The organism is Streptomyces sp. NPDC016459, from assembly GCF_040632845.1.
In the GTDB taxonomy this organism is placed as follows: Bacteria; Actinomycetota; Actinomycetes; order Streptomycetales; family Streptomycetaceae; genus Streptomyces.
Map to the genome: position 1 here is coordinate 423,390 of NZ_JBEYCR010000006.1, position 18,119 is coordinate 441,508.

At 70.0% G+C, this 18,119-nt stretch carries 15 protein-coding genes and 1 pseudogene; 6 read left to right on the plus strand and 10 right to left on the minus strand.

Going from position 1 to position 18,119, the window contains the following annotated elements:
• Positions 1-137 precede the first annotated feature (137 nt).
• Positions 138-1,148, plus strand: a complete 1,011-nt coding sequence (locus ABZ567_RS18570) for a LacI family DNA-binding transcriptional regulator (RefSeq protein WP_360790852.1) — start codon at positions 138-140, stop codon at positions 1,146-1,148.
• Between the two features lie 334 nt (positions 1,149-1,482).
• Here the strand turns inward: ABZ567_RS18570 and ABZ567_RS18575 are convergent, their stop codons facing one another.
• Positions 1,483-2,532: a mechanosensitive ion channel domain-containing protein gene (locus tag ABZ567_RS18575; RefSeq protein ID WP_360790855.1), complete on the minus strand. Its 1,050-nt coding sequence runs from the start codon at positions 2,530-2,532 to the stop codon at positions 1,483-1,485.
• 130 nt (positions 2,533-2,662) lie between these two features.
• Between ABZ567_RS18575 and ABZ567_RS18580 the strand changes: the two genes are divergently transcribed.
• From ABZ567_RS18580 to ABZ567_RS18590, 3 genes are all read left to right on the plus strand, one after another.
• Positions 2,663-2,872 carry an HTH domain-containing protein gene (locus ABZ567_RS18580; RefSeq protein WP_093878538.1) on the plus strand — a complete coding sequence of 70 codons (210 nt, stop codon included), beginning with the start codon at positions 2,663-2,665 and terminating at the stop codon, positions 2,870-2,872.
• Positions 2,872-3,426, plus strand: a complete 555-nt coding sequence (locus tag ABZ567_RS18585) for a Clp protease N-terminal domain-containing protein (RefSeq protein ID WP_360790859.1) — start codon at positions 2,872-2,874, stop codon at positions 3,424-3,426. Before ABZ567_RS18580 ends, ABZ567_RS18585 begins: the two co-directional genes overlap by 1 nt.
• A 92-nt stretch (positions 3,427-3,518) precedes the next feature.
• A complete protein-coding gene (locus ABZ567_RS18590; protein WP_360790862.1) occupies positions 3,519-3,893 on the plus strand; it encodes a PRC-barrel domain containing protein in 375 nt (124 codons plus the stop codon).
• Positions 3,894-3,973: 80 nt separating this feature from the next.
• On the opposite strand, the gene ABZ567_RS18595 is transcribed toward ABZ567_RS18590, so the two are convergent.
• The 5 genes from ABZ567_RS18595 to ABZ567_RS18615 form a co-directional block, all read right to left on the minus strand.
• The gene (locus tag ABZ567_RS18595) at positions 3,974-4,267 is read right to left on the minus strand and encodes a YkvA family protein (RefSeq protein ID WP_360790865.1); all 294 of its coding nucleotides are present in this window, start codon (positions 4,265-4,267) and stop codon (positions 3,974-3,976) included.
• A 108-nt stretch (positions 4,268-4,375) separates the two neighbouring features.
• Positions 4,376-5,752: a GH1 family beta-glucosidase gene (locus tag ABZ567_RS18600; protein ID WP_360790938.1), complete on the minus strand. Its 1,377-nt coding sequence runs from the start codon at positions 5,750-5,752 to the stop codon at positions 4,376-4,378.
• A gap of 148 nt (positions 5,753-5,900) precedes the next feature.
• Positions 5,901-6,989, minus strand: a complete 1,089-nt coding sequence (locus ABZ567_RS18605) for a DUF1996 domain-containing protein (protein ID WP_360790868.1) — start codon at positions 6,987-6,989, stop codon at positions 5,901-5,903.
• Between the two features lie 27 nt (positions 6,990-7,016).
• Complete coding sequence (locus ABZ567_RS18610; RefSeq protein WP_360790871.1) at positions 7,017-9,197, minus strand: discoidin domain-containing protein; 2,181 nt, start codon at positions 9,195-9,197, stop codon at positions 7,017-7,019.
• Positions 9,198-9,323: 126 nt separating this feature from the next.
• Positions 9,324-11,519: a discoidin domain-containing protein gene (locus ABZ567_RS18615; protein WP_360790874.1), complete on the minus strand. Its 2,196-nt coding sequence runs from the start codon at positions 11,517-11,519 to the stop codon at positions 9,324-9,326.
• Between the two features lie 190 nt (positions 11,520-11,709).
• On the opposite strand from ABZ567_RS18615, the gene ABZ567_RS18620 reads away from it, so the two are divergent.
• Complete coding sequence (locus tag ABZ567_RS18620) at positions 11,710-12,735, plus strand: LacI family DNA-binding transcriptional regulator (RefSeq protein WP_360790877.1); 1,026 nt, start codon at positions 11,710-11,712, stop codon at positions 12,733-12,735.
• A gap of 52 nt (positions 12,736-12,787) precedes the next feature.
• Here ABZ567_RS18620 and ABZ567_RS18625 read toward each other — a convergent pair whose 3' ends face one another.
• Genes ABZ567_RS18625 through ABZ567_RS18640 form a run of 4 tightly spaced genes read right to left on the minus strand, consistent with a single transcriptional unit; the run spans position 12,788 to position 17,418 of the window.
• Positions 12,788-14,185 (minus strand): GH1 family beta-glucosidase, encoded by a 1,398-nt coding sequence (locus tag ABZ567_RS18625; protein ID WP_360790880.1) that lies wholly within the window; start codon positions 14,183-14,185, stop codon positions 12,788-12,790.
• A gap of 56 nt (positions 14,186-14,241) precedes the next feature.
• Positions 14,242-15,081, minus strand: a complete 840-nt coding sequence (locus ABZ567_RS18630) for a carbohydrate ABC transporter permease (protein WP_360790941.1) — start codon at positions 15,079-15,081, stop codon at positions 14,242-14,244.
• 28 nt (positions 15,082-15,109) lie between these two features.
• Positions 15,110-16,102, minus strand: a complete 993-nt coding sequence (locus ABZ567_RS18635) for a sugar ABC transporter permease (protein ID WP_360790883.1) — start codon at positions 16,100-16,102, stop codon at positions 15,110-15,112.
• Between the two features lie 11 nt (positions 16,103-16,113).
• Positions 16,114-17,418, minus strand: a complete 1,305-nt coding sequence (locus ABZ567_RS18640; RefSeq protein ID WP_360790886.1) for an extracellular solute-binding protein — start codon at positions 17,416-17,418, stop codon at positions 16,114-16,116.
• A 171-nt stretch (positions 17,419-17,589) separates the two neighbouring features.
• Here ABZ567_RS18640 and ABZ567_RS18645 point away from each other — a divergent pair.
• Positions 17,590-18,119 (plus strand): annotated as a pseudogene (locus ABZ567_RS18645) (sugar kinase); the annotation flags it as partial.

Sequence of the window (18,119 nt, forward strand, 5' to 3'; positions counted from 1 at the left end):
TTATGGGGCGCCTCCGGGGTCGTCAACCCTTCGGGACCGGAAGGCGGGCCCCCTGCCTCGAAGGGGATGCGTACGTGGCATGAAAAGAGTGAAGGAGCACGCAACTCGCTTGCGGAGTTTGCGATACTCTTGCGCTCATGACGCGACGACTTGCTCAGGTGGCCAAGAAGGTGGGAGTCAGCGAGGCCACGGTCAGCCGTGTGCTCAACGGCAAACCCGGTGTCTCCGACGCGACACGGCAGTCCGTGCTCACCGCCCTTGACGTCCTCGGCTACGAGCGGCCCACGCAACTGCGCGGAGAGCGCGCCCGCCTGGTCGGTCTGGTCCTGCCCGAGCTGCAGAACCCCATCTTCCCCGCGTTCGCGGAGGTGATCGGCGGCGCCCTCGCACAGCAGGGCCTCACCCCGGTGCTGTGCACACAGACCAAGGGTGGCGTCTCCGAGGCGGACTACGTGGAACTCCTGCTCCAGCAGCAGGTGTCCGGCGTCGTCTTCGCCGGTGGACTGTTCGCGCAGGCCGACGCCCCGCACGAGCACTACCACCAGCTGGCCGAGCGCAACATCCCGGTGGTCCTGATCAACGCGTCCATCAAGGGCCTCAACTTCCCCTGCGTCTCCTGCGACGACGCCGTCGCCGTCGAGCAGGCGTGGCGCCACCTCGCCTCCCTCGGGCACGAGCGGATCGGGCTCGTCCTCGGCCCCAGCGACCACGTCCCCTCGCGCCGCAAGCTCGAATCGGCCCGTGCCGTGGTCGAGGCGGCGGGCGGGAAGCTGCCGGACGAGTACGTCGTACGGTCGATCTTCTCGCTCGAAGGCGGCCAGGCCGCGGCCACCCGCCTTCTGGAGCGCGGCGTCACGGGGATCGTCTGCGCCAGCGACCCGCTCGCCCTCGGCGCGATAAGGGCCGCGCGACGCCGCGGACTCTCCGTCCCGTCGCAGGTGTCCGTCGTCGGCTTCGACGACTCCGCCTTCATGAACTGCACCGAGCCGCCGCTCTCCACCGTGCGCCAGCCCATCGAGGCGATGGGGCGGGCCGCCGTCGAACTGCTCTGCGCCCAGATCCAGGGCACGCAGACGGACCCCGGTGAGCTCCTCTTCGAACCCGAACTCGTGGTGCGCGGCTCGACGGCGCCGCCGCCGGCCGCCTGACCGGCCGCCGACGGAGCGCACGCGGACCCGGCCGTGCAAAGGATCGACGGGCGCGCTCAACAACTCCATGCGCAGCCGGTATTAGTCAGCAGCCCTCCGCTGTTTTCCTGGCCATACCCCGTTCTCGTCCTACTGATCCACAGCCGACGCACCGGCCGCACTCGGTCACGTCCAGCTTCCCTGCTTACGCCCCACTGGCGTCGCCTTGGCCCCGCCCGACCCCCGTCACCCCCGCGCGGCGGCCGGTTCACCGGGTGGTGCCTGTCACGTGCGGCGGGGGCGGCGGTCCGACCGTACGGATGCGGTCCGGGGCGGGTGGTGGGCGGGGAACCGGTCAGTGCCCCGAGACGTCCGCCGCAGGCGCGGTGATGATGCGGGGGAGCGCCCCCGGGTGTTCCCGCGTGAGCCAGTCGACGAGTTCCTCCCGGACGGCGCAGCGGGTCGTCCACAGGTCGTCGGCGTCCTTGGCCGTCACGATGGCGCGCACGGTGATGGCGGTAGGGGAGGTGTCGGTGACGGCGAGGTCCCACCCCCGGCCGTCCCAGGTGGGGCAGGTGTCGAGGAACTCCCGGAGGTGGGTGCGCATCAGCCCGACGGGCGCGGAGTGGTCGCAATGGACGAAGACCGAGCCGGTCAGCTCGTTGCCGCCGCGCGTCCAGTTCTCGAACGGGCGGGAGGTGAAGTACGAGACGGGCAGGGTGACCCGGCGTTCGTCCCAGGTCCGGACGGTGAGGAAGGTGAGCGTGACCTCCTCCACGGTGCCCCATTCCCCGTCGACGACCACCGTGTCACCGATGCGGACCATGTCGCCGAAGGCGATCTGGAAACCGGCGAAGAGATTGCCGAGCGTGGACTGCGCCGCCACACCGGCCACGATGCCGATGATGCCGGCGGAGGCGAGCAGCGAGGTGCCGAGCCCCCGGAACGTCGGGAACGTGACGAGGGCGAAGGCGGCGGCGACCACCCCGATGGCGACCGACACCACCCGCGTGATGAGCGTCACTTGGGTACGAACGCGGCGCAGGCGTGCGGCGTCACGCGCGCGCATGGCGTACCGGGCGTACGTGGACTCGACGACGGCGGAGGCGAACCGTACGGTCAGCCAGGCGCCGCCGCCGATCAGGCACAGCAGCAGGATCTGGTCCACCATCGCGGTGTGTTCCAGGAGCGGCCGCCACTCCGTCGCGCGGTAGGACCACCGGAACGCGGTGGTCAGGAGTACGAGGTGGAGCGGCGTACGGCAGCGCCGCAGCAGCCCCCAGAGCGGGGTGTCAGGGCGGCGCGCGTCCGCGTACCTCGCGAAGAGGTCCGCCGCGCGGCCGGCGGCGAGGGCCAGCAGGGCCGAGCCGCCGAGGACGATCGCCAGTCGAACAACGCTTTCCATGGCTCCCCAGTCGATGAGCGAACAGTTCCTGTTCGCCTCACCGCCGCGCCACCTGGCAAACAAGTGGGCCGGCGACGTCGCTTGTCAACGAAGGTTGACGCGAGGCGGACTGTCAACGTAGGTTGACTGCATGACCGATGCGACCGATCTCGCCGCGCGAGCGGGCGACCGCGACCCCAGGGTCGGACTGCGGGCCGTCTCAGCTCTGCGGCGACTGCTGGAACAACTGGAAGCCGTCCAGGTGCGCGGTGCGCGCAACCAGGGCTGGTCGTGGCAGGAGATCGCGACCGAACTGGGCGTCAGCCGACAGGCCGTCCACAAGAAGTACGGGAGGCAGTGATGTTCGAACGGTTCACGAAGGCCGCACGTGCCGTGGTGAAGGGCGCGGCCGAGCACGCGGAGCGCGGCGGCGCGACCGCCGTCACCGAGGAACACCTGCTCCTGGCCCTGTTCGACCGCGAGGACACCCCGGCCGCGGCCGCACTGCGACAGCTCTGCCCGCCGGACCGCCGCCCGTCCCTGCTGGCCGCACTCGCCGAGGCCCGACGCCGCGCGGGACTCTCCCGGGCCGACGCGACCGCTCTTGCGGAACTCGGCATCGATGTCGGGGCGATCGTGGCGCGGATGGAGGAGACCCACGGCGCGGGCGCCCTGGCGGGCGACCGCAAGAACGCCGGGTGGTGGTCGGGTCGCCGCTCCTTCTCCTCGGAGGCCAAGACCGTCCTGGAGAAGTCGCTGCGCGTGGCGCTGGCCCGCAAGGACCGGGAGATCGGCGACGAACACCTCCTCCTGGCGCTCACCACGACCGGCGGTGTCGTCGCGGAGGCCCTTGCCGACCACGGTGTGACCTACGCCTCCGTCGAGACGGCGCTCTCCGGCGCGACGGCCCGTTGAGAAGTGTGGGTTCCGGTTGCCGGGGCAGGCGGTCCTCCTGAGCCCGTGCGACGCGGCTCGGGAGAACGTCCGATAACGGAGGAGGGATCGACATGGCGGAGAACGTGTGGAGTTACGGGCAGGCGTTCGGCCACCTGGTGGGCACGGACCTGTCCGGCTGGAGCGTGGAGGCCACCGACGGGCACATCGGGAAGGTCGACAAGCACTCCGACGAGGTCGGTGACGCCTACCTGGTCGTCGACACGGGGGTGTGGATCTTCGGCAAGGAGGTACTGCTTCCCGCGAGTACGGTGACCCGCATCGACCTGGAGGGCCACGCGGTGCACATCGGCCTGACCAAGGAGCAGATCAAGAACGCGCCGGAGTTCCACTCCGACAAGCACCTCGCGGACCAGCAGTACCGCGAGGAGATCGCCGTGCACTACCGGACGGGCGGCCCGTTCGGGGGCGGCCCGGCCGCCGTCTGACCCCTGCCGGACACACAGAGGCGGCTCCCGCACCCAGGTGCGGGAGCCGCCTCTGTGCCGTCGCCCCCCGACTCCCGCCGTCAGCCGGGCAGCTCGTCGCGGTCCGCGCCGCCCCTGGCCGCCGCCGAATGCAGGGCCCGCAGCGCCACGAGCAGGACGCCGATGTCGTCCAGGTACACCGGGTCCGGAATCAGGTCGATCGGCGACACCGTGTACACCACGGCCGCCCAGAACAGGGCCTTGGACCGCAACGGCACCCCGGCGTCCAGCAGCAGCCTCCGCGCCCGGAAGACACGTACGAGCAGAACCGCCGCGTATCCCGCCGCCACGAGGGCGACGACCGCGGCCACCACGAGCCAGAGTGTGCTGTCCATGTTCCTCTCCTACCCCACCTGCCGTATGCCATCTCGCGCCGAGCGGCCGGCCTCGACGAGGCCGACCCTACGGAACGCGGCGTCCGTGGGGCCGACGCGCACCCGCGATCAGACGCCGATCGCGGTGCCGCGGACGCGGTGGGCGGTGTCGCGCAGCCACAGGGCGCTGCGCTTGGGCGTGCGGGTCTGGGTGGCGTAGTCGACGCGCACGAGACCGAAGCGCTTGTCATAGCCGTACGCCCACTCGAAGTTGTCCAGGAGCGACCAGGCGAAGTAGCCGCGGACGTCGGCTCCCCCCGCCCTGGCGCGCGCCACGGCGGCGAGATGGGCCGCGAGGTAGGCGGTCCGGTCGGTGTCCTCGACGAAGCCGTGGGCGTCGGGAACGTCCTCGTACGCGGCGCCGTTCTCGGTCACCACCATCGGGGTGCCGGGGTAGTCACGGGAGACGCGCAGCAGCAGAGCGGTGAGGTCGTGGGGCATCACCTCCCAGCCGAGACCGGTGACCGGGAGGCCGCCGTGCGGCAGGTTGCGGGTGACGGGGACGCCTCGGGCATCGGTGCCGGCGCCGTGCTCGTCGACCCCCGAGGTGCGCATGGAGCGGTAGTAGTTGACGCCCAGGGTGTCGATGGGGCTGCCGATGACGTCGAGGTCGCCGTCCTGGACCGGGATCTCGATGCCGTGCACGGCGAGGTCGGCGACGAGGTCCTCCGGGTACCGTCCGCGCAGGATCGGGTCGAGGTAGAAGCGGAAGCCCAGGGCGTCGGCCCGGCGGGCCGCCTCGTGGTCGGCCGCGCTGTCGGTGGCGGGCCGGCTGGTGCCGAGGAGATGCGTGACGGCCAGGTCGAGCGGGCGGCGGGCGGCGGAGCGCAGCCGCTGGACCGCGAGGCCATGGGCCAGGTGCAGATGGTGCACGGCCTTCACCCCGTCGGCGAGGGAGCGGCCCCCAGGGGCGTGGACGCCTTCGACATGGCCGAGGACGGCCGAGCAGAACGGCTCGTTGAGGGTGGTCCAGTGGGTGACGCGGTCACCGAGCCGCTCGTGGACGAGGTCCGCGTAGTCGGCGAAGCGGTAGGCGGTGTCGCGGGCGGGCCAGCCGCCGGCGTCCTGGAGTTCCTGGGGCAGGTCCCAGTGGTAGAGGGTGAGCCAGGGGTCGACGCCGCGCGCGAGGAGCTCGTCGACGAGGCGGTCGTAGAAGCCGATGCCGGCCGGGTTGGCCGGGCCGCGTCCGTGGGGTTGGACCCGGGGCCAGGAGACGGAGAAGCGGTACGTGTCCAGGCCGAGGGACGAGAGCAGGGCGACGTCCTCGGGCATGCGGTGGTAGTGGTCGCACGCCATGTCACCGGTGTCACCGTTGTCGACGGCGCCCGGGACGCGGCAGAAGGTGTCCCAGATGGACGGGGTGCGCCCGTCCTCGTCGGCGGCTCCCTCGATCTGGAAGGCGGAGGTGGCGGCACCGAAACGGAAGTGCGGGGGCAGCAGATCGATGAGCGCGTCATGGTCGGCTGTGACGGACGGGACGGTGGAGGTCACGGGGTACTCCTGAGGCCGGGAGAGGTCGAACGGACGGGGACGCGCGGGCGTGAGGACGGCCCGGACGCCGTCGCGGGCGTCCGGGCCGTGCGGGGGCCAGGGGTCAGGGCAGACGGTGGTCGGCGTTCAGGACCGTCCCGCGTTCGGGCCGGTAGAGGTCGAAGCCGCGGGTGTCGCACTGGAGGCCGCCGACGATGCAGTGGTCGACCAGGGCCTTGAGGGTGCGCTCCTCCCACGCGTTGAAGAAGTCGTAGTGGAAGGAGTAGCCGCGGCCGCTGGCCAGGCGGACCTGGCTCATGTCGCCGTTGACCGGCCACGCCATCTTGAACTCGATCATCGGCAGGGCGACCGGGTGGGAGGCCGGGCACATGTTGTCGTTGGTGCCGGGCTTGACCACCGGGTAGGCCATGTGGCTCTTGTGGTCGGGGGTGTCGAGGTACAGGCCGTTCCAGCAGCTGGGGGCCTGCATGCGCAGGTTGAGCTGGACGTCGGGCCGGTTCGGACAGCTCGCCGGGATGTCGGTGTTGAAGAAGCTGTCACCGCATTCCCAGCCCTCGACGAAGCCCTTGTGGCTGCGGAACTCCTGGGCGCTCTGCATGGGGTTGCCGACGACGAACCGCAGTCCCTTGGGGAAGGGCCGCACGCTCCGGTAGTCGGTGACGCCCGCCTTGTAGTAGATGACCTGCGGGCCCACGGGCAGGATCTTCTGGTCGCCCTTGTACAGCGTGGGCATCCAGTAGGCGGAGGCGTCCGCGGGTGCCTTGCAGGTGGTGTTGCCTCCGTAGAGCGAACCGGTGGTGCTGGCGGCGTTGGTGGAGGTGTTGCCCATGAACGTGTGGTCGTGGGACTTGCCGAACTGGCCCGGGTAGACGATCGGGTCGTCCGGCGCGGTGTGGGTGACGGAGCAGCCGGCCTGGAACTCGTGGTGGTAGGCCGGCGGGGGGGTGGCGGTGGACGGTGTCACACCGGTGACCTGGGGTACGGCCGGGATGTAACCGTCCCCGTCGGCGTCGTCGCCCGAGGCCTGGGTGGAGGCGGCCATGACGTGTCCGGCGTGGGCGGAGGCCGACGTCCGGCTCTCGCCGCGGGCGCTGGCCGCGGTGTAGGTGTCGACGGCCAGGGCGGAGACGCCCATGGCGGTGGCGAGCAGTAAGGCGGACAGGGTCCGGCCGCGGATTCTCCTCGTGGTCATCGTGATCTCCTCGTTCTCCTCAGGGGGTCAGCTGTAGACGCCGAGCTCGTGGAGCGAGTAGCCCCAGCCGGTGCCGCGGGCGGTGAGCTGGAGCTTGACGTACCGGGCGGTGGTGGCGGTCTCGACGGTGTCGATGTCGCCGTTGCCGGTGGTGGTGGTGTGGACGGTCCGCCAGGTGGTGCCGTTGTCGGACACCTGGACCTCGTAGGACTTGGCGTAGGCGGGGTCCCAGACGAGCTGGAGGGTGCGGATGGGCTTGGCCGAGCCGAGGTCGACCTGGATCCACTGCGGATCGCTCCAGTCGCTGGCCCAGCGGGTTCCGGTGTTGCCGTCGGTGGCGTTGGAGGCGGGGCAGGGGCAGTCGCCGTAGGAGGCCTGGGCGGAGGAGGCGGTGGTGGGCCTGTTCAGGGCGAGGTTGGTGCCGGTGACGGGCGGGGCGACGACCTTGACGGACTTCGTCTCGATGCCCGCGTTGCCGCGGCCGTCCTCGGCCTGGATGTAGACCTTCCACACGCCGAGCTTCTCGGGTGCGGTGACGGCGAAAGTGTTGTTGCCCAGGGAGCGGTACTGCGCGTCGACGAGACGCTTGTCGCCGTTGGCGTAGTTCCCGCTGAGGTAGATCTTGGGCGTGACCTGGTCTCCGTCGGGGTCGCGGATGTCGGCGCGGACGGTGAACTCCCGCCCGGCCGGGGCCGCGGAGGCCGGAGTGACGGTCATGTTGGTGATGACCGGCGGGGTGTTGTCGCCGGTGGTGGTGCCGTTGTACGCCCTCTTGACGGCGTAGTACGACAGGCGCTTCAGGCCGTCGGGCACGAGGTTGAACCAGATGCCGCCGAAGTCGTGTTCGAGGCCGTAGTGGAAGAGGGTGGCGCCGAGGGCGACGCCCTGGTGACCGGTGACGCAGTCCCACGCCTTGGTGTAGCCGTCGGCCTTCTGGACGTCGGTGGGCTCGTCGGGGATGCCGTTGGCGTCGTCGGGCACCTCCCACTCGCCGGCGGGGCCGCCCTCGGTGATGAGGTACGGCTTGTTGTAGCCGCCCTCGACCCAGTCCTGGCGCACCCCGCAGATGTCGCCGTAGGAGTTCATCGAGTACAGGTCGAGGTCCGGGGCGTTGCGCTTGTAGTAGGGCCAGGCGCCGGTCCACGCGTCCGTCGAGGTGACGGGGTGGTCGGGGTCGATCGAGTGGATCTTCTTGGCGACGTCGTTGACGAACGTCGCGTACGCGTTGCGCTGGGCCTCCAGCTCGGTGCCGCCGTAACAGTTCTGCAGACCGAGGACGGACTCGTTGCCCACGTTCCACATCAGCGTCGCCGGGTGGGACTTGTAGGTCTCGACCCACTTCGCGAACTCGGTGAGCATGGTGTTCTTGTACGCGGTGTCCGTCACGTAGTTGACGCAGCCGCCCGAGCCCGGTCCGCCGCCCGGCTGGAGCCAGAAACCGTTCATCACCTTGAGGCCGTTGGCGGCCGCCGCATCGAGCAGGGGCTCGCTGGAGGCGTCCGTCCCCCAGGTCCGGACCGTGTTGACGCCCATGGACCTCAGGTCCGGCATGTAGCGGGGGGCGTCGGCCATCGCCGGGCCCCAGGTGAGGCCCTTCACCGTGTACGGCTGCCCGCCGACGGTCAGCTGCCAGTTGCCCTGCGAGCCGGTCACCCTGACCGCGCCGCCCGGCGGAGGATTGGTGCCGCCGCCGTACACCCGGAACTCCCACAGCGAGTAGCCGTAGCCCGTTCCCCGGGTGACGCCCTGGAGGCGCACGTACCGACCGGTTCCGGTGACCGCGAGTTCGTCGGTGCCTCCGTCACCGGCCGTCACGGACTTGACGGTGCGCCAGTCGGTCCCGTTGTCGGAGAGCTGGATGTCGTACGCCTTGCCGTACGCGCCCTCCCAGTTCAGTACGACGCGGCTGATGTTCGTGCTGCTCCCCAGGTCGACCTGGAGCCACTGGGCGTCGCTCCACTGGCTCGACCAGCGGGTTCCGGTGAGGTCGCCGTCGACGGCGGCGGCCGCGGTCCAGGCGGCGCCCTCGCTCGACGAGGCGGTGGCGGGCTTCCCCTGGGAGAGGAGGGTCTCCGCCGCGGTGGCGGGCGCCGAGGTCAGCAGGGTGGCGGAGGTGGCGAGCAGGGCACCCAGGGAGATGAGGGAACCCGTGGTGCGGGCGCGCTTGCGGACGCGCCCTCGTGTCGTCGGGTCGGTGATCGCGGACATGGCGGCTCCTGGACGGACAAGGGGGAGGGGATCGCCTTCCGGGCGGCGCGGCGGGGACATGAGCGCCGCCCGGAAGGGGTGGGAGGGCCGGGACGCGCCGACCGGCGGCGCGTCCCGGGAGGGGTGTCAGGGGAAGGAGACGACGGTGGAGGGCACGGTCGAGGTGCCGGCGGGGATGGTGGAGGCCCCGGTGTCGTTGATGACGTGGTTGTAGTGGCCCATGCCGCCGAGGGACACCACCAGCAGGCTGTGGAACTTCACCCCCGGCTTGACGGGGGCCTTGAAGCCGTGGTCCTGGACGATGGTCGGGTCCACGTTGTAGTTGCAGTAGCTGCCCAGGCCCCACGCCTCGTGGGTGTTCACCGAGTCGTCCACCCGGTAGGCGGCGTACCCCTTGGTCGTGCCGTTCTGGATGGCGGCCTGGTTGGGCGCGTCGTACGCCTTCTCGTTCTGGTAGAAGATCGTCCGGCCGCGCTCGCCGTACCACTCGACGTCGTACTTGTTGAAGTGCTCGACGAACAGGCCGGTGGCGAGCACGTCGTCGCCGTTGACCCGGACGCCGTAGTCGGCGCGGTTGGTCTCCCAGCCCCAGCCCTCGCCGTGGTCGGCGCGCCACACCCAGGTGTGGTCGATGATCGCGTCGTCACTGTTCACGACCATGCTGGTGGTGGCCTTGCCGACGTGGGCGCCGCCGATGCGGATGTAGACGTCCTGCACGGTGGTGGGGTTGGCGGCGTGGTCCGCGCCGGCGCCCTGCGGCCCGATCTCCAGCAGCGTCGGGGAGTTGACCGGACCGGCGTCGATCAGGAAGCCGGCGAGCCGGACCCCGTCGACGTCGGCCACCCTCATCGCGGTGACGCCGTTGTCGGGGATGATCGTCGCGAGGCCGAGGCCCAGCACGACGGTGTTGGCGCGGTTCACGTTGATGGTCTGGTCGACGTGGTAGACGCCGGGCGTGAACAGCAGGTGCAGACCCTGGGCCAGCGCCTGGTTGATGGTGGCGGCGGTGGCGCCGGGCTTGACCACGTAGAACTGGCTCAGCGGGATGGACTCGCCCTGCGGGGTGCCGTTCGCCCAGCTGGTGCCACGGGCGTTGACGCGCTTGGCGGGCGCGAACACCTTGTACTCAGAGCCGTCGAGGTAGAGGTACGGCTTCTCGCGGGAGATCGGCGTGGTCTCCAGCGTCGTGTATCGGGGCTCGGGGAACGCGTTGGCCGGCGCGCCCTGGACGCCCGAGAAGGTCTGGTTCCACACGCTGTTGGACCAGCCGCCGATGGAGCTGTCCCGGGTGTACCACTGCTGCTGCGAGTAGTTGCCGACCTGGCCGTCGATCTTCGAGTCGGCGATGTAACCGCCGCTGGCCCAGCCGTAGCCGTTGGGCGCCAGGTTGAGGCCGCCCTTGACGTGCATGCGGCGGAAGGAGGACGCCTGGGAGACGGCCCACCGGTTGGTGCCGTTGACCGGGTTGAGGGTCAGACCCTCCGCACCCCGCCAGAAGTTCTGCGTGGCGTTGCCGTTGAACCAGCCCGCGTCGACCGTCACGTCACCGTTGATGGTGGTGTCACCCGGGCGCAGGCCGAGGCCGGCGATCTGGGTGTAGAAGCCGATCTGCGCGTTCAGGTTGTTGTACGTACCGGGCTTGAAGAGGAAGGCGTGCCGGCCGGAACCGAACTGGGCCGACTCCTGCTGCTGGAAGACCTGGTCCAGCTTGGCCTGGATGCCGGGGGTGGCAGGGTCGATGACGTGCACGTTGGGGCCGAGGTCTCCACCGCCGGGCAGGGTCGGGCCGCCGCCGTCGGTGCTGCCGTAGACCTGGAACTCCCAGAGGGAGAAGCCGTATCCGGTGGCCCGGGTGAGGCCGTTCATCCGGATGTAGCGGCCGGTCCCCGAGAGGGTGACGTCGTCGGTGCCTCCGTCGCCGGCCGAGACGGACGTGACGGTACGCCAGTCGGTGCCGTTCTCGGACGACTGGATCTGGTAGCTCTTGCCGTAGGCGCCCTCCCAGGTCAGGACCGCGTGGCTGAGCGTGGCGCTCTTGCCGAGGTCGACCTGGAGCCACTGGGCGTCCTGCCAGGAGCTGGCCCAGCGGGTGCCGGTGAGGTTGCCGTCGACCGCGGCGCTCGCGGCGAAGGCGGGGCCCTCGGTGGAGGAGGCGGTGGCCGTCTTCCCCTGCGAGAGCAGGGTGGGAGCGGCGTGTGCCGTCGTGGCGGGGGCAAGGGCGAGAAGGCTGCCGGCCAGCGAGGCGACGAGTGCGCCGACGGTGGCCCGTCGGACGGCTGAAGCGGGTCGCCGGAAGACCGGCGGGGACCCGACGGAAGACATGGGTCTCCTCTGGATACATGGGGGAAATGTGGGAGAGCGCTCTCCCGAAACCTTGCACGCGGGGCCAGTTGACGGTCAAGGCGTATGACACGACTTTTCTTTTGACTTTCATTAAGTGTCGACGTCAACGACTTCGGGCCGCCCGTGGACTGTCCTCCCACCGGACACACGGCCCCGTTAAGGTGCGCAGGTGGGGAATCGAGGACCGACACTGGAAGACGTCGCACGCGAGGCGGGGGTATCGCGCGCGACGGTGTCCCGCGTCGTCAACGGCGTGCGCAACGTGGCCCCCGACATCCAGCGAACCGTCCGCGACGCCATCGCCCGCACCGGCTACACGCCGAACCAGGCCGCCCGTTCCCTGGTCACACGGCGCACCGGAACCGTCGCCCTGGTGCTCTCGGCGACCGGCAGTGCCTTCGCCGCCCGGGTGTTCTCCGACCCGTTCTTCGGCCGGGTGGTGGACGGCGTCCTCCCGGTCCTGCGCGAGCGGGCCATCCAACCGGTTCTGCTCGTCGCCGAGTCGGAGCAGGCAAGGACCCAGCTCGTCGACTACCTCCAACGGGGAGGCGCCGACGGCGCCCTGGTGGTGCCCCTCGACGACGAAGACCCGCTGCCGTCCATGCTGGTGGCAGCGGGTCTCCCCACCGTGCTGTTCGGCCGCCCCGGCGACGGCGAACGGTGTGCCTTCGTCGACCTCGACAACGCCGCGGGCGCCCGCCTGGCGGCCGAGCACCTGTGGGCAACCGGCCGACGGCGCCCCGCCACCATCGCCGCCCCGGTCACCGCCCCCACGGCGGGTGAACGCCTGGCCGCCTTCCTGGAGACCCTCGCCACTCACGGGGTGACCTCGGTCCCCGTCGAACGGGGCACCTTCACGGTCGACAGCGGCAGGGTCGCCATGGCCCGGCTGCTCCAGGACCACCCGGACATCGACGCGGTGTTCGCCGCGAACGACCTCATGGCCCGGGGAGCCTGCCAGTACCTGCGCGAACAGGGGATCGCCGTCCCCGCCGCCGTGGCCGTCGTGGGCTTCGACGACTCCGTGGCCGCACGGAAGGCCCGGCCGCGACTGACCACCGTGCGCCAGCCGGTGGAGCGCATGGCGGCGGCCATGGCGGAACTCCTGATCGAGCAGCTCGACGGCGGCCCTGCCGACCCCCACCGTGCTTCGAAGGTCTTCGAGCCGCTCCTCGTCGTACGCGACTCCACCTGACCCGCCGGACGGCGCTCACGACGGGGCAGGTGGTCACGACGGGTCAGGGGCGTCAGCGGGCGGTCGCCTCCCGGTGGGCGCGGACGATGTCCGCGTACCGCCGACCGCTCGTCTTCACGGTCCTGCGCTGGGTGGCGTAGTCGACGTGGACGAGGCCGAAGCGCTTGTCGTAGCCGTAGGCCCACTCGAAGTTGTCGAGCAGGGACCAGGCGTAGTAGCCGGCGAGCGGGGCGCCCTTGCGGACGGCGCGGGCGCAGGCCGCGAGGTGCTGTTCCAGGTAGCGGGTGCGCTCCGGGTCGTGGACCTCGCCGTCGGGGCCGGCGGTGTCGGGGAAGGCCGAGCCGTTCTCGGTGACGTACAGCTTCCGTATGCCGTAGTCCTCGGTGAGCCGCAGCAGCAGGGCTTCGAGGCCGCCCGCGTCGATCTGCCAGTCCATGCCGGTGCGGGGCACCTCGGGCAGGCGCACCTCGCGGGCGTACGGGATGGGGCCCGCGGGATCGTCGGCGACGGTGACGGGGAAGTAGTAGTTGAGGCCGTGCCAGTCGAGGGGGGCGGCGATGAGGTCCATGTCCCCCTGTTGTTCGGGGAGTTCGACTCCGTACAGCTCGCGCATGTCGGTGGGGAAGCCGCGTCCGTACACGGGGTCGAGCCACCAGCGGTTGGTGTGACCGTCCATGCGGACGGCGGCGGCGATGTCCTCCGGCCGGGTGGAGGCGGGCGCGACGGTGGAGTGGTTGGTGACCAGGCCGACCTTGGCGCCGGGGGCGGCGGCGCGGATGGCCTGGGTGGCGAGGCCGTGTCCGAGGAGCAGGTGGTACGAGGCGCGGACGGCGGCCGTGATGTCGGTCAGGCCGGGGGCCATGCGGCCCTCCAGGTGGCCGATCCAGCCCGAGCAGAGCGGCTCGTTGAGGGTGGCCCACTGGGTGACCCGGTCGCCGAGCCGCTCGGCGACGACGGAGGCGTACGCGGCGAGGTGCTCGGCGGTGGCCCGCTCGGTCCAGCCTCCGTGACTGTCGCGGACCCGGTCCTGGAGGGCCTGCGGCAGGTCCCAGTGGTAGAGGGTGACGGACGGGGTGATGCCGGCGTCGAGGAGGCCGTCGACGAGCCGGTCGTAGAAGTCGAGCCCCGCTTCGTTGACGGGCCCGTCGCCGCCGGGAACCACGCGGGGCCAGGCGACGGACAGCCGGTAGGCGTCCGTGCCGAGGCCCTTCATCAGGGCGATGTCCTCGGGCCAGCGGTGGTAGTGGTCGCAGGCGACGTCACCGTGGTCGCCGTTGTCGATCGCGCCGGGCACTCGGGAGAAGGTGTCCCAGATGGAGGGGGCCCTGCCGTCTTCCGTGACGGCGCCCTCGATCTGATAGGCGGAGGTCGCCGTGCCCCAGGCGAAGTCCGGAGGGAAGGCCTCCAGGTCGAGCGAGGTGAGGGCGTCGGCGTCGGGGGATTCGGGCACGGGGAACCTCTTCGTGTTCGGTGTGGAGAGGGGCGTCGTCGGTGCGGGGAAGGACGTCACTTGACCGCACCCGCGGTGAGGCCGGCGACGAGGTAGCGCTGGAGGAGCAGGAAACCGACGACGACGGGAACGCTCACCACGAGGGAGGCGGCCATCACCTGGTTCCAGTAGACGTCGTTCTGGGTGGCGTACCCCTGGAGACCGACGGCGAGGGTGCGGGTGGCGTCGTTGGTCATGACGGAGGCGAAGAGCACCTCGCCCCAGGCGGTCATGAAGGCGTAGATCGCGACGGCGATGATGCCGGGCGTCGCGGCCGGGATGATCACGCGGAACAGTGCTTTGATCGGTCCGCAGCCGTCGACCTTGGCCGCTTCGTCGAGTTCGCGCGGGATCGAGTCGAAGTAGCCGGTCAGCATCCAGATGGAGAACGGCAGCGAGAAGGTCAGATAGGTGAGGATCAGACCTTCGCGGGAGCCGAACAGGGCGATGCCGGTGGCGTTGCCGATGTTGACGTAGATGAGGAACAGCGGCAGCAGGAACAGGATCCCCGGGAACATCTGCGTGGACAGGACGGTGACGGTGAAGACCTTCTTGCCGCGGAAGGTGTAGCGGCTGACCGCGTACGCGGCGAAGATCGCGACCACCACCGACAGCACCGTGGCCGCGCCCGAGACGACGATCGAGTTCAGGAAGTAGTCGGCCAGCGGCACGGTCTCCCAGATGTCGAAGTACGGCCGCAGCGTGAACCCGGACGGGATCCACTCGAACTTCCCCGAGACGTCCTCCAGCGGTTTGAGCGAGCTGGAGACCATCACGTACACCGGCAGCACCACGAAGGCGGTGAGCACGGTGAGGAAGATCCGCCGGGTCCACAGGAACGACCGGGGCGCGGCCATCGGGGAGCGCGGGACCGGCTGGGCGTGTCTAGACATCGGATGTCTTCCTTCCGCGGGTGGTGAGCAGGAGGTAGACGCCCGTGACGACGAGGAGGAAGAGCAGGAGCAGCACGGACATGGCCGAGCCGGTGCCGAAGTTCCACGTCTGGAAGGACGACTGGTAGATGTGCAGAGAGATCAGGTCGGCGGCTTCGGGGGCGGCCTTGCCGAAGAGCACGAACGGCGTGTTGAAGTCGTTGAACGTCCACAGGAAGAGGACGAGCACGAGGACCTGGTTGACCGATCGCAGTGAGGGCAGGGTGACGTGGCGGATCTGCTTCCACACGCCGGCCCCGTCGAGGGCGGCCGCCTCGTACATGTCCCGGGGGATGTTCTGCAGCCCCGCCATGACGGTGAGGAAGGCGAACGGCCAGCCCTTCCACACCGAGACGACGAGCAGGGCCCAGAAGCTGTTGTCCCCGATGAGCCAGAAGGCGGGGCTGTCGCCGATGCCGAGCTGGTCGTGCAGGACGTGGTTGACCAGGCCGTTGTCCCGCTGGAACATGAACGCCCACGTGATGACGGCAGCGTAGACGGGCAGCGCGTACGGGACGAGGAACAGGGTCCGCAGGATGCCGCGGCCCCGGAAGTTCTCCTGGAGGAAGATCGCGGCGGCCGTACCGAGGAGCCAGCACAGCCCCACGGACAGCACGGTGAACATGCACGTGGTCAGGAAGGACTTGAGCAGTGCCTGGCCGACGGGGGCGTCGAAATCGATCGCGACGGTGTAGTTGTCGAGCCCCGACCAGGGCGCCTCGGACCAGTTGCGGATGTAGAACTGGGTGAGCTCGCGGAAGCTCATGGTGATGCCCATGAGCATCGGGACGAGATGGACGAGGAGTTCGAGGAGCAGGGCGGGCAGGAGCAGGAGGTACGGCAGTGCGATGCGGCGACGCCCGGAGCGGCGTGGGGTACGCGCCTCTCCGGGTGTGGCTTTGCGCACCGTCCGCTCACTCGGGGGAGTGACGACGGTCTCGGTCATGGTGAGGCGGCCTACTTCTTGGGCATCTGCTGCTGGGCCTTTTCGAGCTTGGCCTTCACGGACTCCGTGGTGACCGCCCGGCCCGCTGCGGCGTCGGCGAACAGCTCCTTGACGGCGGTCCCGACGACCGTCTCGAACTGCGACTCCTCGGGGACCTGAGGCAGGGCCGCGGCGCTGGAGGCGAGGGTGTCCCGGATGACGGCGAGCCACGGGTCGGCGAACACCGGGTCGTCCTGCGCGGACTTGACCGGCGTGACCGAGCCGTAGGCCTTGTTGAGGAGGATCTGCTCGTCGTCGCTGGTCATGAACTTCACGAACTTCAGCGCGCCGTCGAGGTTCTTGGTGTTCTTGAAGACGGCCATGTTGATGCCGGCGACCATGGAGTTGGTCTGCTTGCCCGGGCCGGGCTTGCCGGACGGGACCGGGGCGGGGGCGACGCCCCACTCCTCGGGGGTCATGCCCTGGGATTCGAAGGTCTGCGACGGGGTCTGCCACAGGACCATGCCGGTCTTGTTCTTGGCGAAGTCACTGAGGGACTGGTTCTGGGCGTACTCGGCGTTGCCGGGCGCGACGATCTTCTGGGCGGCCATGAGGTCGACGTACTGCTTGACGGCGGCGACCGCTCCGTCGGAGGTGAAGTCCGGCTTGCCGTCGGCGGTGAAGAAGTCGGCGCCGTGCTGCTTGCCGAGCACGAAGACCTGGTGGATGTTGTTCGAGAGGTTGGAGCCCTCGACGCCGATGCCCCACTTCCCGTCCTTGCTGATCTTCTTGCCGGCGGCGATCAGCTCGTCCCAGGTGGTCGGCGGCTTCGCTATGCCGGCGTCCTTGAACATCTTCTTGTTGTAGTAGAGCGCGTACGACATGGAGTAGAGCGGCACGGCGGCCGGGTCCTTGCCCGGTGCGCCGGTGGAGCCGAGCGCGGAGTCGACGAAGCGGCCCTTGCCGCCGATCGCCTCGAAGTTCTTCGCGTCCCACGGCAGCAGCGCGCCGGTGGACTGCAGGGAGGCGCTCCAGGTGTTGCCGATGTTGAGGATGTCGGGGCCCTGGCCTGACGTGGTGGCCGCGAGGATCCGGTTGAGCAGGTCGGACCACGGGATCACCTCCAGCTTGACCTTGATCCCCGTCTGCTTCTCGAACCGGTCGAGCTCGGGCTGCAGGACCTTCTTGTCGACCTCGAGGCTGGAGCCCTGGTTGGTGGCCCAGTAGGTGAGGGTCTTCGGCGACGACTCGCTCCCGTCACCGCCGCCGCAGGCGGTGGCGGTGAGGACGAGGGAGAGGGTGACGGCACCGGTGACTGCGGCTCTGACTCTGCGCATGGCTCGTGGGCCCTTTCGGGGACGACGACGGGGGCCGGTGCGGTGAGCGTCTGGAAGCCTCGCCGTCACATCGGCTTAATTTAGGATGTGAGTTAAACCCCATGAGAAGGTCGCGTCAAGGCTTGTCGTGGCGGTATGTTGCAACGAACGACTTCAGAGACGGGGACCCAAGTGCACGCGAGAAGTGGTCGTACGGTGCGTGACCTGCGGCGCGAGAACCGCACCGCCGTTCTGCGCAGGCTGTACTTCGACGGGCCGATGAGCCGCCTCATGCTCGGCCCGGCGACCGGTCTCAGCTCGGGTTCTGTCAGCAACGTGGTCGCCGAGCTCGTCGCGGACGGTCTGGTCGAGGAGGCCGGCAGCGTCGACTCCGCCGGCGGCCGCCCCCGCACTCTCGTACGGATCACCCCCACCAGTGGCTTCATGATCGGCGTCGACATCGGCGAGACCCGGGTGAGGATCGAGCTCTTCGACCTCACCCTCACCGAACTGGCACGCGCCGAACGCCCGTTGGCCAGCTCGGGACCCCGCACGGCCCGCTACGACGTGGACCTCGTCGTCGACCATGTCCGTGAGGGGATCGCGGAGGTGCTGCGTATCGCGGATGTGCCGGCCGGCCGGCTGCTGGGTGTGGGGGTGGGGGTTCCGGGCATTGTGGCCCGTGATGCCGGTGAGGGTGCGGTGGTGCACGGGCAGACGAT

Coding starts and splice junctions, on each gene's coding strand:
- ABZ567_RS18570 (WP_360790852.1), top strand. CDS start 138: ATGACGCGACGACTTGCTCAGGTGGCCAAGAAGGTGGGAGTCAGCGAG.
- ABZ567_RS18575 (WP_360790855.1), bottom strand. CDS start 2,532: ATGGAAAGCGTTGTTCGACTGGCGATCGTCCTCGGCGGCTCGGCCCTG.
- ABZ567_RS18580 (WP_093878538.1), top strand. CDS start 2,663: ATGACCGATGCGACCGATCTCGCCGCGCGAGCGGGCGACCGCGACCCC.
- ABZ567_RS18585 (WP_360790859.1), top strand. CDS start 2,872: ATGTTCGAACGGTTCACGAAGGCCGCACGTGCCGTGGTGAAGGGCGCG.
- ABZ567_RS18590 (WP_360790862.1), top strand. CDS start 3,519: ATGGCGGAGAACGTGTGGAGTTACGGGCAGGCGTTCGGCCACCTGGTG.
- ABZ567_RS18595 (WP_360790865.1), bottom strand. CDS start 4,267: ATGGACAGCACACTCTGGCTCGTGGTGGCCGCGGTCGTCGCCCTCGTG.
- ABZ567_RS18605 (WP_360790868.1), bottom strand. CDS start 6,989: ATGACCACGAGGAGAATCCGCGGCCGGACCCTGTCCGCCTTACTGCTC.
- ABZ567_RS18610 (WP_360790871.1), bottom strand. CDS start 9,197: ATGTCCGCGATCACCGACCCGACGACACGAGGGCGCGTCCGCAAGCGC.
- ABZ567_RS18615 (WP_360790874.1), bottom strand. CDS start 11,519: ATGTCTTCCGTCGGGTCCCCGCCGGTCTTCCGGCGACCCGCTTCAGCC.
- ABZ567_RS18630 (WP_360790941.1), bottom strand. CDS start 15,081: ATGGCCGCGCCCCGGTCGTTCCTGTGGACCCGGCGGATCTTCCTCACC.
- ABZ567_RS18635 (WP_360790883.1), bottom strand. CDS start 16,102: ATGACCGAGACCGTCGTCACTCCCCCGAGTGAGCGGACGGTGCGCAAA.
- ABZ567_RS18640 (WP_360790886.1), bottom strand. CDS start 17,418: ATGCGCAGAGTCAGAGCCGCAGTCACCGGTGCCGTCACCCTCTCCCTC.